Here is a 16152-nt window from a genome sequence, read left to right as displayed (position 1 = left end):
CGATTACATTCCGTTACAATCTGCTTATCTTCTTAATGCTTGGATTCGAATGTTATGGCAGACGGGCTGATTTTGGTGACGCAGGTTGGGCTGGTAGCGCTGGTGCTATTAATGGCCTTTCGAATGGTCGCGTTGGTTCGCTCAGCACCGGTGGATGGACTGCAAGGCAGCCACATGAGAACGGCAGGAATTGCCGACTGGACGGGCGTAGGCATGATGCCACCGGTTTCCGCGCCTGATCGGACGGAACTGTTCACCCAGCTTCATATTCTTGCTGGCCTGCAAGAACGGGACTGCAGGACTCGTGGTCTCGACCTGGCCGACTCCCCTGCCACCGTTCGAGCCTATGCTGCTAATTGGCTTTACGGGGCAGCCTGTGCACTTTGCGAGCACTCCGTTCGGCATTCTGACTCCCTTGCTGGCATCGTGCTCACATCGCCAGCCGCAAGACAGGTCTGAAGCAATCACAGGCACTTCAAGCCATCGCAACATTAACGAACAGTAGCGCCGCTCTGGCCTGCTTTCGGGAAGGCCTCGATGGGGCCAAATTCTGGCAACAGCATCACTATGTGGCGTCGCAACACAGTCTCTATGAAGCCGTTACCGCTAATTCGTTTATTTGATTACGGCAGGCTTTGACGCGCCTTCCAATGTCCATTGAGTGCCAAGCTGGGTGGGCTCTGGAGCATCCGGTGAGTGTACGGGGGTTCCGGCGATTGCAGGTTTAGTAAAAGTGCCCTCTTCCGTAGGTTTCATGGTTTCAACATCCACCGAGCGCACCAGGTAAACGCCATCGCCGGAAACAACGCGAGCGCGATGGGTTAGGCCAAACACAAACCGGCAGTAGTCCAGTTTTAATTGAATGAGATCCTGCTCGGCTTTGCGAATTTTCCGCAGCAATACTTTCTGGACACTATCTCCGTAATCCATGGCGTCTTCCCTGATGTTGGCGACAAGATTACTGGAGTCTACACATTCGTGGGGGCTTGTCAGCAATGCGGGGTTCAGGTTTTGCGGTCTTTCACAGAGTGTGGGCCTGAAACACCATGTGAAAGGGAGCTGTATCGATACGGGTCTGCCCTCGCTGGAAATCCAGACGCCAGCGCATATCATTTCCGGTGCTGCACAGAGGGGCGCTAAAGCGCGCAACGTAACGACCGTCGCCCTGGCGGCGAAGTGGAACCGGGTATTCACCCATATACATGGAATCGCCCTGCAGAACCGCAAGCAGCCGGTCGGGGCCTTCCGCCCCGATGACCGTCAATTCGTAGTCTGCATCCTGATCATTCAGCGGCTTCAATGCCACGTGCCAGTTGCCATCAAGATCGGACCAGGAGCAAGCGCTGGTATCCAGATCACACTCGCTTTTGGCACCGGTGCCGGCTTCTGGCTCCACGGTCCTTAACAGACGAGGTCCAAAAACCGCTGCAATTAACAGCGTCAGCATCAATCCCACCACCAGAACCGCTCGTAACATACCCGTACCTCATCTGCAGACAGCGGCATTATGGAGCTTATCCGTTGTCAGGCAAAGCTTTCTAAACCTGTGTCAGTCATGAGAAAATACCGCGCTTCTATTTCTGGCCCATTTCAAGACAGGACACGCCCGTGCAACCGGACATTTCCGTACAGCACCTCAGCAAAGTTTATGGCGACGGCTTCCAGGCGCTGAAAGACATTAATCTGGAAATCAAACGGGGCGAAATCTTCGCTCTTCTCGGCCCGAATGGCGCTGGCAAGACCACCCTCATCAGTATCATCTGTGGTATCACCAACCTGTCCGAAGGCAAGGTTGAAGCTGCCGGACATGACATTGTGCGTCAGTACCGCAAGGCTCGTCAGTCCATTGGGTTAGTGCCACAGGAACTGAACACCGATTCGTTCGAGACGGTATGGAATGCGGTGTCTTTCAGCCGAGGCCTGTTTGGCAAGGCACCCAAGCCCGAGCACATCGAAAAGGTGCTGAAAGATCTGTCTCTCTGGGACAAACGCAACAACCGGATTATGTCGCTGTCCGGCGGCATGAAGCGCCGGGTCATGATTGCCAAGGCCCTGTCCCACGAACCCCAGATCCTCTTTTTGGATGAGCCGACTGCGGGTGTCGATGTTGAGCTGCGCCGCGACATGTGGGAAATGGTGCGCAAGCTCCGCGAAAACGGCGTCACCATTATTCTCACCACCCACTACATCGAAGAAGCAGAAGAAATGGCGGACCGGATCGGGGTGATTCGCGAAGGCCAGATCATCCTGGTGGAAGAGAAAGACCAGTTGATGAGCAAGCTCGGCAAGAAAGAATTGCGCCTGCAGCTGCAGAGCAAGCTCGACAAGATGCCGGGTGAACTGACACTGGAGCCCATCGAACTGTCCGAAGACGGCTACGAGCTCATTTACACCTTTGACTCCCAGCAGGAACAAGCTGGCGTCGCTCGACTGCTTCGTACCCTCGGAGACCTGGGCATCGACTACCGCGATCTGCAAACGCGAGAGAGCTCCCTGGAAGAGATTTTCGTTGGCCTGGTGCACGAATAAGGCCCTCGGCCACACTGGAGAAAGGCATGAATTTTTACGGCGTTCGCGCAATCTACAGCTTTGAAATGGCCCGCATGAAACGCACCGTGATGCAGAGCGTGCTGTCCCCGGTGATCTCGACCTGCCTCTATTTTGTGGTGTTCGGTTCGGCCATCGGATCGCGCATGGGCGATATCGACAACATCAGCTATGGCGCCTACATCATTCCCGGCCTGGTGATGCTGTCACTGCTGATGCAGAGTATTTCCAATGCGTCCTTCGGGATCTACATGCCCAAGTTCTCGGGTACGATCTACGAAGTGCTCTCGGCGCCGGTTTCGTACGTTGAGGTTGTGCTGGGCTACGTGGGCGCTGCCGCGACCAAGTCCGTCATTCTCGGCCTGATTATCCTTGCCACGGCTCGTTTGTTCGTCGATTACGAGGTTTTGCACCCGTTCTGGATGGTGGCGTTCCTGGTGCTGACGTCGGTCACCTTCAGCCTGTTCGGCTTCATCATAGGAATCTGGGCGGACGGTTTTGAAAAGCTGCAGATCGTACCCATGATGATTGTCACGCCGCTGGTCTTCCTGGGCGGTACTTTCTACTCCATCGACATGCTGCCGTCGATCTGGCAGACCATCAGCCTGTTCAACCCTGTGGTCTATCTGATCAGTGGCTTCCGCTGGGCGTTTTACGGGGTTTCAGACGTGCACATCGGCATCAGTGTCGGCATGACCCTGGTGTTCCTCACCGCTTGCATGCTGGCCGTCTGGTACATCTTTAAAACCGGTTACCGGCTGCGTTCGTGAGGCACTCATTGCGGCCACTGTTGGTAGGAATTGCCTGCACGGGCATTTTGACCAGCTCGTGCGCGGCTGACTCTTCCGTTCCCCAGCCCAAGCTGCCAGAAGTGGTTGCCTGTTTTGTGACGGATAACGGATCCGTGCCGGTGACTCTGGAGGTAGCCCGGGACTTCAGCCAGCGGCAAGCCGGACTGATGGGGCGTGACTCTCTGCAGGAAGACGAAGGTATGCTGTTCCAGTACCCGGATCTGCAGAGCCCGGATCGCGGCTTCTGGATGTACAAAACCCAGCTTGATCTCGATATCGCCTACCTGGATGAACAGGGCAAAATTGCCAGTATTCGCCAGATGGCGCCGTGCTTGACGGGCAGCGCAAGTAGCTGCCCCTCCTACCCCGCTGGCGTGGCCTTTCAATCCGCCGTGGAAATGAATCAGGATTTTTTTTCAGACCACGGTATCGAGGTGGGCGACCGGCTGGTGACTGGAACAGAACACTGCTCCAGCCCCTAACCGCCCTACCCGCACCTTTTAGCCGCCTTTAATCTTTGCTCCACTCCGGATTGCGTTTTTCCAGAAACGCACAGATACCCTCACGGGCATCACTGGCCTGCATGTTCTCCGCCATGACCTGAGATGTAAATTCGTAGGCGTCGGCCAGTGGCAACTCCAGTTGTCGGTAAAAAGCTTCCTTGCCCACTTTTACCGCCTGACCGGATTTGTCGGCAATGGTCCGGGCCATGCGATACACGGTCTCATCCAGCACCTGCTCGTCCACCACCCGGTTAACCAGGCCGATGGTTTCCGCGCGGGCGGCGCCGATCAACTCGCCGGTTAGCAACATTTCCATGGCGTGCTTGCGGCTGACATTCCGAGACAGCGCGACCATGGGCGTGGAACAGAACAAGCCAATGTTAACGCCCGGCGTGGCAAACCGTGCAGTGTCTGCGGCCACGGCAAGGTCACAACTGGCAACGAGTTGGCAGCCAGCGGCGGTGGCGACACCGGCAACCCGGGCAATCACCGGTTTAGGGAGATTGACGATCTGCTGCATCACCTTGCTGCACAGCTTGAACAGGGCCAGCTGAAACTCGTGGTCATCGAATCGGTTCTGAATCTCAGTCAGATCATGCCCGGCACAAAACACATTGCCGTGGGCAGCCAAAACCACCACCCGGGTTTCCGAATCCTGAGCCACCTGTTCCAGGGCTGTCGACAGCTCCTCCAGCATGGCCATCGACAGGCTGTTGCGCCGTTTCGGCTGATCCAGGGTCAGCGTGGTGATCCCATTCTCACTGTATTGGTGCAGCAAGGGTTCCTCTGCAGACGCCATAAAGGCTCCTCCCCGCGGGGTTCCGATGATATTGGTTCGAACCTTCAGTATTAACCAGGCCCTCGACACTGTCGAAGCGACTTTTGTAGAACGCTCAGGAATTTAACGGGGGTTGTGATCCGGGGCTTTGGCCTAAAGGTACGTGACAGTGGATCGCGAATTAAAAGGAGACATTGATGTTGAAGTCGACCATTTTTAAGGCCATTGTCGCGGTAGCCATTATTGGCGGTGGCTTGCTGGTGATCTATCACGATCAACCGGAACCGCCTACCGGCGATATAAACCGGATAGAACCGGTGCCCAAGCAGGACAGTCCGTAGCACTGCGCCACGCTGCACTGGCCCGCGGCGAACTGACAGGCCCTACCGCTCATCTATAGGGAAATGACGATTGCACACCACACGCATTAAAGGACTGGCCATTGCTGCGCTAGGGGTTTTATTCATTACGCCCGACGCCCTACTGGTGAAGATTACCTCGGTGGAGCCCGTAGTGTTTTTGTTCTGGCGGGGCCTGTTACTTGCTCTCAGCTTCCTGATTATTAACACGGTCCGTTATCGCTCGCGCCTGGTCCCGGAAATGAAACGCTGTGGCTGGAAAGGCTGGTTCTGTGCCTGTGCCTTCGCAGTCAGTACCCTTGGCTTCGTGGTGGGCATGAAAAATACCGCTGCCGGAAACGTGCTGATCATCCTGAATACCGCCCCGGTTATTGCCGCCCTCATTGCTTGGCTGGTCTGGAAAGAAACCCTGCCGCTGCGGACTTGGGTAATCATTGTGGTTTGCGTGACCGGGGCTTCTATCATGGCCATAGGTGAATGGGGGCAAGGGGAGCCACTGGGGCTTGTTATGGCGGGGGTTGCGGCTACAGCTCTCGCGGCCAATCTAAACGTGGCTCGTTCCCGGCCTGACGCAGACATGAGCGTTATGCTGATGTTCGGAGCCCTGTTGTTGGCCGCACTGGCCGCCATCGGCGGTGGCGCAAAATTGCCATCGTTGCGGGACAGCCTGTTCATTGGCCTACTTTGTCTGTTTTTCCTGCCAATCGCTGCCACGCTCATTCAGATTGGCCCGCGCTACATAGCTGCGGCCGAAGTCAGCATGATGCTACTGCTGGAGACGGTAATCGGTGCCTTTTTGGTGTGGCTGGTATTGGACGAAGTGCCCACCACGCTCAGCCTGTTCGGCGGGGTGATCGTGTTCTCAGCACTGCTTGCCCATGGCTGGATTGAGGTTCGCCGCTATCGAAGGGCCAGTCTTTCTTAAGAGCTACGTCGGACCTACTATCAGGAGTCGCGACTCAATAACCTCGGGCTGGGCAGTGCGACGTTCCAGCCAACTCAAAAGATCTGGGAATGCCAACGGACGAGAGAAGAGATAGCCCTGAACCGTGTCGCACTGGTTCAGCGCCAGCCAGTCCAGCTGATCCTTACGCTCTACACCCTCAGCCACCAGTTTCAAGCCAAGCGTTTTCGCCATCAGTATCACCGACGAAACAAACGCGGCGTGCTTGGTATTCACCGGAATCTCGTCGAGAAAGGATTTATCCAGCTTCACAGTGTCGGCATTCAGTTGAGTCAGGTAGCTGAGTGACGAGTAGCCGGTGCCGAAATCATCCAGAGCCACACCAAAGCCAAGTCGTTCGATGTCCCGGAGCATCATCTTTACCTCAACACTTTCGAGCATCAACGCGCTCTCGGTAATCTCAAGGTCGATTCGACGCTGAGTGCCTTTCAACTGTTGCGCGATCTCTTCAAGCAGGCCAATCAATTTGGGATCTGCAAACTGCTTTACCGAGACATTGACCGCGATGGAGAACGCCGCAGGCAGCCTTGGGTCTTGCACCAAGTGCGCGGCCTCACGCAGAACCCACCGCCCCAGCGCCATGATGTCGCCGGTGGATTCGGCAATGGGAATGAAATCGGCCGGGTTGACGATGCCCATGGTGGGGCTTTGCCAACGAATGAGGCTTCGGCGCTACTGACTACGCCAGTCTCTATTTCCACCTTGGGTTGCAGAAACACCGTAAATTCATTGGATTTAATGGCGTGCTGAAGTTGCGAGCGAATACCCATCCACCAGTTTAACCGATCCGACATCGAAGCGTCGTAGCGTGCAAACGAGTTGCCCGGATCTTTGGACGCTTCGCGCATGGCTGAAACCGCTTTGCTAATCACTGCAGATTCATCATGCTCGTCGCTGCACAGCGAGGTGGCGCCAACAGATACTGTCAAATACAGCTGCTTGGTTCCGGAGAAGTAAGGATGATTGAACGCCTGGAACAGATCGGCGATGGTGCCCTCTTCTGCATCGGCGTCCTGTTCCGGTGTCAATATCAAGTACTCGCCCAAACCGACATGAGCGACAGTCAAAGCGCCACTGCCGGGATTTTCGATTCGTCTGGCGACCACTTTAACCAGGCGATCGACAATGGCTTTGGTGTGGGTTGAGTACATCTGCTCCAGATCATCAACCTTGAGCGACAACAACGTGTAGCCGGAGCCAGCCGAGAGACGGGTCTTGCGCATGTGACACACCATGCCCTCAAGGTTCAGCATGCCGGTGACGGTGTCCTGATATTTTTCCCGCTTCATCTTTTGGATGGTCGACACACTGGTCGAAAGCCGGCGCCTGTCATCAACTGACGACACCAGAGTCTTGGCCATAATCATCTGTTTGTAGGTCGACATCGCACTGGCCACCAGAAGCATTGCCAGCAGCGAAGTTTCATGATTTATGCCGGGCTCCAGACTCTTTTGAATCAGGAGTGCACAGGCAGTACCAAGCACCAGGATTGGGTGCAGGATGGCCGCTGGCAAACAGTAGGCCAGCACTGGCATGGGTACCGAGACAATGGCAAACAGGATCATGAACAGAGCCACTTCCTGCCAGAATCCAAGCGACTCAAGGCAGATAAAAGTGAACACTCCCCACATCACCCCATAGCTTGCGAACGCCCAGATAAAGTTCCGGGTCCACGCTGCGTAGGTATTGTCGTTAGCTTTCGCCGGGGTAAGAACAGAGCCAGATAGGAAACCGCATAAAGAGCGATAAACGTGATCGCCCAGATCGTGAGTGCGCCGTTGTTTTTGGGGGTCTGGAACAGAGTTGCGCAGGTGACTGCAGCGAAGATGCCGACCAGCGGGATCTCCCGTCCGCGCTTGAATAGTTGTTCCGCTAGCTCAAGCCGAAAGTACTCCGCGCGCGTGGAAACCAAGAGTGCTTTGAATTGAATCATTCTGTTTCCTTCCCGGGCCAATCGGCGTGCGCACGAAGCGTACGTACAAATGCTCACGTAAGTCCGTAGAAATTGGTTCCATGTTTCTGGAATTTAGAGGGAAATGAATTTTTCAGATATTTGAGTTGCTAGAACCGAAAATCCTGTAACGGGGGTACAGTTTGGATAAAAGCGGGTGGCGAACCCTATCGAAACCAAGATTGCACAGGCCCAGACAGCGTGACCAATCCGGTACGAGGGTCAAAGCGAATTTCCTTTTCTCACTAACTCTCTGGTTCCTAAGAACATGTTTTTGATAGATTTATGGATCACAATGCAATCTAATCCCGCTCAAATCGGGCGATTACCCCCGCTCAATTGGAACCAATCAACGTAATGCCGCGTGTTTAAAATTAACTTAACGAAACCATAAAACGAACAGCCTACCCATTTCGCATATCAACAATGGCTATAAGGATATAGCTGCTTCATTTTCAGAGGCAAATCCTTATGGGCATAGTTAACTCGCCTGCAAAACTAATAATGGGCTACCCCCAAACTTGCACAGAGATTCAAGAAGATATAGCTGCCATCGGAAACTGGTTATCGAAGATTGCGCAGCGCATTTCCTGGATCGAAAGGTTTGAACGCCAGGATGTACTCCAATTTGGAGATCAGAAAGCAATAGCTGCTCTCGATGATGAGCAGCGCGAGCTCGCATTGGTAGAGGGAGTTCTTCTCGCACGGCGTAGTAAATTGCATAAAGAACTGACTCAAACCAAAGCCGCTGAATCAATTGCGAATGCCAACAGAATTAAATCCAATATCACTAAACTGGTTAATGACTTTGCGGAACTGGAAGCTCAGATAGACTATGCAAAAGCCGCTCTTGACCGATCAATCAATTCACTTCAACAAGCCGCCCAACGGAACAACTGCTCCGCTTCAAAACTCGATCGAAACGCCGCTGAGCGAGTAGCCCTGATTAAATTCGGTCGTTCGAACTTGCCGGACGTTGCAGCAGAGCGACAACGGTTTGTTCGAAACATTGCCCAGCCGGTGCCAACCAAGGAAAAGCAATTTTACATTCGAGAAACCGCGGGAATTAGCTAGAGTGCTGCATACGAGAAGAATTCAATTTTCTTGCATTTATCAGCAATGACGATGTGGTTTTACTGCTTGGCCAAATACCGCGGCAAGCCGCTTACCTATCCGTCGCCCGGTAATTTAAGCCCCTCGGGTACGAAGTGAGCCTTGAGTTTTAGTCCGATCTGCGTGGAAACTGAGGAGCAAAGGACATGCACCTGCTGGCGTCTGTTGGGCTTCTAAAAAATATGAGTTTGGTTTCCGATGCAGAAATTACCGAATTCTTTCTTGCTCAGGCTGGCTTGAAAGCGAGGAAATCTCGAATTGCCTGCTTTTTGGTCCAATCAGGCGGAACTAAATCGGTTTTTACAGCGTGGTGAATTGGAAGACGACGAGTTTTTTGCTGCTACGAAGGGCTTGGAAGAGAAGCCTTCCGAACCGATCATGCGGTTATCCACGAACTCTGTGGGGATACGTTCTATGCAGATTCCAATACCGTGAGGAATTGGATAAAGGATCTTGATTCGCGCTCCGAGGATCGACGTTTTGGTCGTCCTAAACAATAGAGGGCAATTTCGGGAACTTGGTTATACGCCCCTCAGGTTCGATTCTCGCGCGAAAAAGAAAAACCAATAAAAATGGCAAGAGGATTAGGATGATCGTTGAAGCTAAAAACCCCTCCACCGGTGAGACCCTTCGCCAGGAACACGCTCTCCTCACCACTGAAACCGTTAGGGCGTTCAATAGGACGACTCACAGCGACGAGTCAATAAAATCGACCATTGATAATCTAAACATCTCTGCGGATGTGAAGTCGGCCTTGTTCGCGATCACCAAGGCAACCATCAAAGCCGGAAAATTTATCGTTAAGATTGGACGGAAAATACTTGATGTTGTCCTTGAGACCCTAAAAAATTTCCCGAACGCTTCATTCGGTCTGGTGCTGGGTGGAATCTTCGGTTTCCTCGTGGCCTGCGTCCCCCTGGTCGGTACGTTGATCGCTCCGTTTCTTACCCCTCTCGCCATGCTCTACGGCTTCGTTTTAGGCATGAAGCAAGACATCACCGATAAGAATCTTGCCAATGCCATTGCGGCAGCTAAACAAAACTTTTCCTCTCTAGCAGACTAAACGCAATGAACAATACCCAGCCAGAAAGCCCGATGGAAAGTGTTGAACAGGTTATCCAAGACCCTCTCCGATTCAAATTAAAGCTCGACATTGGTGAGGAAGCTTATACATCCCTGAGGCTTAAATCCTACCTCATGGATAGTGTTGATGCCGCCAATGGCGCCGCTACCGGAATGGCCGTGGCACAATCGTCATTGGTTGCCTCTACATTTTTCGCCAAAACTGGCTTCCTCGGTGCCTTAGGAATTGGTGCCGCAGCCACGCCTATTGGTTGGGCAGTAGCCGCAGGTATTGCCGGCGCAGGTTTAAGTGTTGTCGTGGGTAAGTATTTCGTCCGGAGCTCTTCGAGCCGAGCCAAGACCATTCCAGATTTCATAAATACCCCTTTGGATGTTTTAGCTACGGGCCTTTTCGACATGATTGCAATGCTGGGGATCAAGCTCGCCAGCATTGATGGCACTATCGATCACGATGAGCGGGAATTCATCAAAGCCTCTTTCGTGAAAGAATGGGGGTATGACGAGACCTTCGTGGCGGAGGGGCTTGCCTTAATTGAGCGAAAAGCAGACGAGCATTCAATCAAGGAAATAAGTGAGCAACTTGCCCGCTTCAAGAAGGAAAATCCTGACTGCAACTACAAGTCGATGTCCAACGAGATTATCTCTTTTATTACGGGCATCGCCGAGGCGGACGGCATCTTTGATGAGCGGGAAGAGATGGCCATTGCCCGAGTTCACCAAACCTTTGCGGATGTTAACTCCTTTTCTACAGCTTTTTCAGAGACAACGAAGGCAGGTATGGAGGGGCTAAGCCGCCAAGGCAAGTCCGCCATGGAAGGCTTGAGCTCTGGCTTTCAGGCGACCAAAAAAGGTTTTAACTCTCTCGGCCAAAAATCAAAGACCGTTTTCTCCCAGTTTGGTCGAAAAGATAAAGACTCCTCCCCTAAAATTCCCCCCGACGTTTCATAGGGAGTGACAACTTTTTCCTTTTCTGCCTCAGGGCGGGTTCATCTAGGCGAAGCATGGGCCTTGCGCAAAGCGCATTGACCACCCTATCAAGGCGGCGAAATCGCTTGAGTTCGATCAGGACACTGGAGAGTATCTTGACTGTCCCGTTAACCAATATGGCGAGCTTTCCAAGGGGAAGCTATTTGGCTTTTTGGCTGGCGGACGCTACTGGATAACAAAGACTCTCCGATGGGAGGTGAAGCGCCCGCAACAAGCTAAAACTTTGGAATCGATTGTTAGCGACTTCTGGCTCGAACGCCTAAAGCGCCTCACCAACGTTCCCGAAGTGACTCAGGCAGAAATCGACGCATTACCTGCAGATACCGCTTACGCCTGGGAGGCACTGAATAGTGAGACTCGCCCGCCACCTTGGAGTTCTGTCAATAACTGTACTGCTCTAAATGAACTCAAGAATGGATAAGGCCAGATTGGCGGCTTACGGAAAGCCAAAAAGAAACCATTGGAGAGGTAGATGGGCCAGGTGGCCGCCCCATCCACCAAACTTTTGTTTATTTCGAACCGATAAAGAACGCTGCGACTTCACCGTCTGCACCGGCAAATTCGATTTCAGCTAAATCGGGATCGTAAGCGCCCAAACCTGAATATTGTCCGTTGCGTTCCGATTCTGGACAGTTGGAGGCAGTATAGGAAACCTCATAAACGTTAAACTCAGTGTCCGGGATATCAACATTTCCATTGAACACACAACCCGTCTCATCGCTTCCCGTGACCGTGCCATCAGCCGAAATTGTTACCGTAGTTCGATAAACTCCAGTGACATCCATTGTGTAGGTGCCGGATAATTGGGCAAGAGTGACACCAAGGTCACTATATTGGTCATCACGCAGCAAAGTCGAATTCGACTCATATCCCGGGGCGGTAGCTTTGATGGTGGCCTCGCTTGTGGAAGAAGCCCTACCCGATATCGTTCCACTCTGAGTTTCCCAGGAAGCATCATAGTAATAATCTGTTCCGCTGCCGGTAATCGAACTGTTGTTACCGAACTGGAGAGTGCCGACAGTTATGTCGTCAAAATCAACAAATACGACAAAATCACCGGATGGACTCAGTAGTGTCGCGGCGTCTACGGTGCTCCCGTCGGGAAATCCAATTTCGGTCGAAAAGGCACCTGGAGCCAACTTAACCGACGTTTCAGCAGTAACACCGGAGGACGATGACCCGCCTCCGCCACCACCTCCGCAAGCCACCAATAAGAATCCCATTAGAATTGGTGTTGATCTTAGCGCGGTAGTTTTGATCCCTTTAAACATCTAGAACTCCATTTTTTAACTTTGGTGTAGATGGTGCGCATGCACCTAGCCAGAAAGCCTCAGCTGCACTACATCGGTAATGCCCTAATGACTACCAGCCTACACAAAAGTAGCAGTTAACTATGGGTAATGCCGAAAAAAAACGAAAGCATCAGGGATTGGCAATATTTAAGGATGGAATCTGTCGATATTGAGGTTTATCAAGAGGTGGTGTTAAGTAACGCTAAATGTCTACATTGCATTTGAGCGCACAAGCTTAGAGCGCTTTTCAAGACTTAACTTATTGTTTTTAATGGTGCTCCGGGCCGGAATCGAACCGGCACGACCGTGAGGTCGAGAGATTTTAAGTCTCTTGTGTCTACCAATTTCACCACCGGAGCATCGGAGGGCAATCAGACGGGCGGAATTGTATAAGGGCCGGTTCGGTAACGCAATTCCGATTCCCGGCGCACTCATCTGTCAGGCGTTGGTCGGCTTAGTGGCCCGGCCTTTGTAAATGTAACCCGCGATCCTGGGGGTCTTGGGTACGTAGAGGTTTTCCAGCTCGGTAATCTCGAAACCGGCGCTGCTGATTAGATCTGCGATATGGCGGTTCAGGTGGCATCCACCCGCGATTTTGCGCCAACCTGGTGTGATCCGGTGTTGCCACTTCTGGGTGCTGGCATCCGGCGATTCACCGTGTTCCAGAAACAGCAAAATGCCCCCGGGCTTTAGTACGCGCTTCATCTGCTGTAGTGCTGCGTTCCAATCTGGGATGGTGCACAGCGTGAAGGTAAGCAGCACGGTATCCACGCTCTCGTCCACCAATGGAATCTTTTCGCCAGGTAGGTCGAGCCACTTTACTTCAACCGGTGAGCGCTCAAGATTGGCGGCGGCCTTGCGGCGCATCCCCTCCGATGGCTCCAGGCCATAAACCAGTTCCACTGACTCAGGCTTGTAGAATTGCAGATTGATGCCGGACCCCATGCCCACCTCAAGTATCACGCCGCGGGCTTCCGGCACTATCTGTTGGCGCAGCTTCATTACCTGGCCCACAGAGCAGGCACGGTCAATCAGGTGGGGCAAAATGCGTTCTTCGTAAAAGCTCATCGGAGCACCATCCTTGCTTCAGATCACGGCAGCGATAATTCGCCCTATCGAATTTACCTGTGTTTTTAGTAGCATGGTAACCATCTGCCGGTAATAACAACAGACAATAGGCGCCAAGGCAGCGGCCGCGGGAGTTCTTGCTCTCGTTTATTGAGATGTGTGAGTTACCGGAGGGTTCCCATGGAACTAGATCCTCTCCTGCTTTCGCGAATTCAGTTCGCGTTTGTGGTGTCTTTTCACGCCATTTTCCCGGTGTTTACCATTGGTCTGGCCTCGTTTATCGCTGTTTTGGAAGGATTGGCCTTCAAAACCGGTGATGGCGTCTGGGCCAAGCTGTCGGCCTTCTGGACCACGGTGTTTGCAGTAGTTTTCGGCATGGGCGTGGTGTCTGGCATTGTGATGTCGTTTCAGTTCGGCACCAACTGGAGCAACTTTGCCCAGGCCTCTGCGAATTTTCTCGGGCCAGTACTCAGTTACGAGGTCATCACTGCCTTCTTCCTGGAGGCAGCCTTCCTGGGCATTCTCCTGTTTGGGCGCGACAAGGTCCCAGCCGGTGTGCACCTGCTAGCAGCCGTGATGGTGGCCACGGGCACTTTCATTTCATCGTTCTGGATTCTATCCGCCAACAGCTGGATGCACACACCCGCGGGTTACGAACTCAGGGAGGGTGTTTTCCATATTACGTCCTGGAGTGAGGCGATTTTTAATCCGTCCTTCCCCTATCGATTCCTGCACATGGCCCTCGCCTCCTTTCTTACCGGGAGCTTTGTGGTGGCTGGCGTCAGTGCCTGGTATCTGTTGCGCGGGCGCGAGGTTGAGGCCAATCGAAAAGCTCTGTCGATGTGCCTGTGGTTGATATTGTTCATTGCCCCAACCCAAGCCGCGGTCGGTGATTATCACGGCCTGAATACCCTGGAGCACCAGCCAACGAAAGTGGCGGCCATGGAGGGTAATTGGGAGACCTCTCGAAACGTTCCTTTGCTCCTGTTCGCCATTCCTGATCAGGACAGCCAGAGCAATCTTTACGAGATCGGAGTGCCCGGTCTCGCCAGCCTGATTCTCACCCACGAGTGGATGGAGAGGTTCCCGGCCTGAACGAGACGCCGGTTGCGGAGCAGCCACCGGTCGCCATTGTGTTCTGGGCGTTTCGGGTGATGGTGGGCCTCGGCATGCTGATGATCCTTTTTGCGGTAACTGGCCTGATCCTCCGTGCAGGCGGCCGCTACTGGCGCAGCACCTGGTTCCTCAACGGGCTACGGTTTATGAGTTTTACCCCGTTCCTCGCGGTCCTGGCTGGCTGGATTGTCACGGAAACCGGTCGTGCGCCCTGGCTGGTTTATGGAGTGATGACTCACGCCGAATCGCTCACGCCGTCCCTTACCGGCGGCATGGCCCTATTCACCTTGCTTGGCTACATGCTGGTTTATGCCCTGGTCTTCTCGGCGGGGATCTATTACCTGCTTCGGGTGCTTTATGTGGGCATGGAAGAAAGCCACGATGACGGTGAGTACGAAGCCGAGCGCCCAAGCCGGCCGTTTTCTGCGGCCCACGTGCCCTTTGAATTTGACCAGAGCCGCCATACTGGCAACCCAAAATCTCAGGAGGGTCACTAATGATGGAGCTCTTCGATCTGCCCTGATCTGGGCGTTTATTATCGGGTTCGGCATCATCATGTATGTGCTGATGGACGGCTTCGATCTTGGCGTGGGCATCCTGTTTCCGTTCGCACCAGACGAAGAGGCGCGGGATGTCATGATGAATTCCGTTGCACCGGTCTGGGATGGCAATGAGACCTGGCTGGTACTGGGTGGAACCGGCCTGCTGGCCGCCTTCCCGCTGGTCTACACGATTTTCCTGCCCGCGCTATACATCGGCGTGTTTCTGCTGGTCGCCGGCCTGATTTTCCGGGGTGTGGCCTTCGAGTTCCGATTCAAGGCCCGGTCCTCCCGGTATCTCTGGAACTGGGCCTTTGCCGGCGGCTCGACGGTTGCGTCTTTCGCCCAGGGCGCAGTTGTGGGCGCCTATATCCAGGGTTTCGACACCGCAAACGGCGTTTATGTGGGCGGGGCCTTCGATTGGCTAACGCCATTCACGGTACTCACCGGCTTTGGCATGCTCGCTGGCTACGCCCTGCTCGGTTCCACCTGGCTAATCATGAAGACCGAAGGCGAGCTTCAGGCCTGGGCCTATCGCCTTACCTTACCCTTGCTAGCCGCGGTTCTGGCAGTGTTTGGTGTTATCAGCATCTGGACACCGTTCGTTGATGACCTGGTTCGGGACCGCTGGTTCAACAACCTTACCGTGATCTGGGTATTGCCGGTGCTCACCCTGTTGTGCGCCTTCCAAATCTACCGGTCTGTGCGAAATCGATTCGAGGGCATGCCCTTCGTAGCGACCATGGGGCTGTTCATCACCACCTACCTGGGGCTAATAGTCAGCCGTTGGCCGTACGTTGTTCCGCCTGATTACACCCTGTGGCAGGCCTCCTCCGCGTACGAATCCCAGCTATTCCTTTTGCTGGGCCTGCTGTTTGTAATCCCGATTGTGCTGGTCTATACCGCATGGACGTATTGGGTTTTTCGCGGCAAGGTTCGTGCAGGCGAGGGCTACCATTAAGTGGCAGAAACAGCCGATCCAAACGCCTCAGGGGCTGAAAAATCTGCTTCAGTCCCGGATCAGCGCCAGGTAAAGCAATGGTTGGCAGAACTCGGTAAGA

The 16152-nt window shown here is 53.7% G+C and carries 18 protein-coding genes, 1 tRNA gene and 2 pseudogenes; 12 read left to right on the top strand and 9 right to left on the bottom strand.

Going from position 1 to position 16152, the window contains the following annotated elements; genetic code table 11:
* Positions 1-54: 54 nt before the first annotated feature.
* Complete coding sequence (locus AU14_RS01855) at positions 55-459, top strand: hypothetical protein (protein WP_236744285.1); 405 nt, start codon at positions 55-57, stop codon at positions 457-459.
* Positions 460-615: 156 nt separating this feature from the next.
* Here AU14_RS01855 and AU14_RS01850 read toward each other — a convergent pair whose 3' ends face one another.
* Together AU14_RS01850 and AU14_RS01845 are read right to left on the bottom strand one after the other, a co-directional pair.
* Complete coding sequence (locus tag AU14_RS01850) at positions 616-930, bottom strand: SRPBCC family protein (RefSeq protein WP_041338442.1); 315 nt, start codon at positions 928-930, stop codon at positions 616-618.
* A 91-nt stretch (positions 931-1021) separates the two neighbouring features.
* Entirely contained in the window at positions 1022-1477 is a 456-nt protein-coding gene (locus tag AU14_RS01845) for a hypothetical protein (RefSeq protein ID WP_041338439.1), read from the bottom strand.
* Positions 1478-1608: 131 nt separating this feature from the next.
* Between AU14_RS01845 and AU14_RS01840 the strand changes: the two genes are divergently transcribed.
* The 3 genes from AU14_RS01840 (at position 1609) to AU14_RS01830 (ending at position 3820) form a co-directional block, all read left to right on the top strand.
* Entirely contained in the window at positions 1609-2529 is a 921-nt protein-coding gene (locus AU14_RS01840) for an ABC transporter ATP-binding protein (protein ID WP_041338437.1), read from the top strand.
* Between the two features lie 26 nt (positions 2530-2555).
* Positions 2556-3317: an ABC transporter permease gene (locus tag AU14_RS01835; RefSeq protein ID WP_041338435.1), complete on the top strand. Its 762-nt coding sequence runs from the start codon at positions 2556-2558 to the stop codon at positions 3315-3317.
* A 134-nt stretch (positions 3318-3451) separates the two neighbouring features.
* Positions 3452-3820: a DUF192 domain-containing protein gene (locus AU14_RS01830; RefSeq protein ID WP_236744284.1), complete on the top strand. Its 369-nt coding sequence runs from the start codon at positions 3452-3454 to the stop codon at positions 3818-3820.
* A 28-nt stretch (positions 3821-3848) separates the two neighbouring features.
* Here the strand turns inward: AU14_RS01830 and AU14_RS01825 are convergent, their stop codons facing one another.
* Positions 3849-4640 (bottom strand): enoyl-CoA hydratase, encoded by a 792-nt coding sequence (locus AU14_RS01825; RefSeq protein ID WP_041338428.1) that lies wholly within the window; start codon positions 4638-4640, stop codon positions 3849-3851.
* Between the two features lie 176 nt (positions 4641-4816).
* Between AU14_RS01825 and AU14_RS19590 the strand changes: the two genes are divergently transcribed.
* Together AU14_RS19590 and AU14_RS01820 are read left to right on the top strand one after the other, a co-directional pair.
* Positions 4817-4960 carry a hypothetical protein gene (locus AU14_RS19590; RefSeq protein ID WP_169745952.1) on the top strand — a complete coding sequence of 48 codons (144 nt, stop codon included), beginning with the start codon at positions 4817-4819 and terminating at the stop codon, positions 4958-4960.
* A 70-nt stretch (positions 4961-5030) separates the two neighbouring features.
* Positions 5031-5903 carry a DMT family transporter gene (locus AU14_RS01820; RefSeq protein WP_041338427.1) on the top strand — a complete coding sequence of 291 codons (873 nt, stop codon included), beginning with the start codon at positions 5031-5033 and terminating at the stop codon, positions 5901-5903.
* A 3-nt stretch (positions 5904-5906) separates the two neighbouring features.
* Here AU14_RS01820 and AU14_RS01815 read toward each other — a convergent pair whose 3' ends face one another.
* The 3 genes and pseudogenes from AU14_RS01815 to AU14_RS01810 all read right to left on the bottom strand — a co-directional run bounded on the left by AU14_RS01815 (position 5907) and on the right by AU14_RS01810 (position 7875).
* Positions 5907-6581: an EAL domain-containing protein gene (locus tag AU14_RS01815; RefSeq protein WP_094191125.1), complete on the bottom strand. Its 675-nt coding sequence runs from the start codon at positions 6579-6581 to the stop codon at positions 5907-5909.
* A gap of 191 nt (positions 6582-6772) precedes the next feature.
* Positions 6773-7231 (bottom strand): annotated as a pseudogene (locus tag AU14_RS20195) (diguanylate cyclase domain-containing protein); the annotation flags it as partial.
* 341 nt (positions 7232-7572) lie between these two features.
* A complete protein-coding gene (locus AU14_RS01810) occupies positions 7573-7875 on the bottom strand; it encodes a hypothetical protein (RefSeq protein WP_041338426.1) in 303 nt (100 codons plus the stop codon).
* Positions 7876-8364: 489 nt separating this feature from the next.
* On the opposite strand from AU14_RS01810, the gene AU14_RS01805 reads away from it, so the two are divergent.
* The 4 genes from AU14_RS01805 (at position 8365) to AU14_RS01795 (ending at position 11037) form a co-directional block, all read left to right on the top strand.
* Complete coding sequence (locus AU14_RS01805; protein ID WP_041338425.1) at positions 8365-8967, top strand: hypothetical protein; 603 nt, start codon at positions 8365-8367, stop codon at positions 8965-8967.
* Between the two features lie 185 nt (positions 8968-9152).
* Complete coding sequence (locus tag AU14_RS19480; RefSeq protein ID WP_158498303.1) at positions 9153-9320, top strand: hypothetical protein; 168 nt, start codon at positions 9153-9155, stop codon at positions 9318-9320.
* A 275-nt stretch (positions 9321-9595) separates the two neighbouring features.
* Positions 9596-10069 (top strand): hypothetical protein, encoded by a 474-nt coding sequence (locus tag AU14_RS01800; protein WP_041338422.1) that lies wholly within the window; start codon positions 9596-9598, stop codon positions 10067-10069.
* Between the two features lie 5 nt (positions 10070-10074).
* A complete protein-coding gene (locus tag AU14_RS01795) occupies positions 10075-11037 on the top strand; it encodes a tellurite resistance TerB family protein (RefSeq protein ID WP_041338416.1) in 963 nt (320 codons plus the stop codon).
* Positions 11038-11585: 548 nt separating this feature from the next.
* Here AU14_RS01795 and AU14_RS01790 read toward each other — a convergent pair.
* From AU14_RS01790 to AU14_RS01780, 3 genes are all read right to left on the bottom strand, one after another.
* The gene (locus tag AU14_RS01790) at positions 11586-12347 is read right to left on the bottom strand and encodes a hypothetical protein (RefSeq protein WP_041338413.1); all 762 of its coding nucleotides are present in this window, start codon (positions 12345-12347) and stop codon (positions 11586-11588) included.
* A gap of 293 nt (positions 12348-12640) precedes the next feature.
* Positions 12641-12727 (bottom strand) — tRNA-Leu (locus AU14_RS01785).
* A 79-nt stretch (positions 12728-12806) separates the two neighbouring features.
* Positions 12807-13436, bottom strand: a complete 630-nt coding sequence (locus AU14_RS01780; RefSeq protein WP_041338411.1) for a class I SAM-dependent methyltransferase — start codon at positions 13434-13436, stop codon at positions 12807-12809.
* Positions 13437-13616: 180 nt separating this feature from the next.
* Here AU14_RS01780 and AU14_RS01775 point away from each other — a divergent pair.
* Positions 13617-15049: pseudogene (locus AU14_RS01775) on the top strand (cytochrome ubiquinol oxidase subunit I).
* A gap of 58 nt (positions 15050-15107) precedes the next feature.
* A complete protein-coding gene (cydB, locus tag AU14_RS01770) occupies positions 15108-16052 on the top strand; it encodes a cytochrome d ubiquinol oxidase subunit II (protein ID WP_052471921.1) in 945 nt (314 codons plus the stop codon).
* Positions 16053-16152 lie beyond the last annotated feature (100 nt).

Source organism: Marinobacter similis, from assembly GCF_000830985.1.
Lineage (GTDB): Bacteria > Pseudomonadota > Gammaproteobacteria > Pseudomonadales > Oleiphilaceae > Marinobacter > Marinobacter similis.
This window is presented reverse-complemented; position numbering and strand designations above follow the sequence as displayed.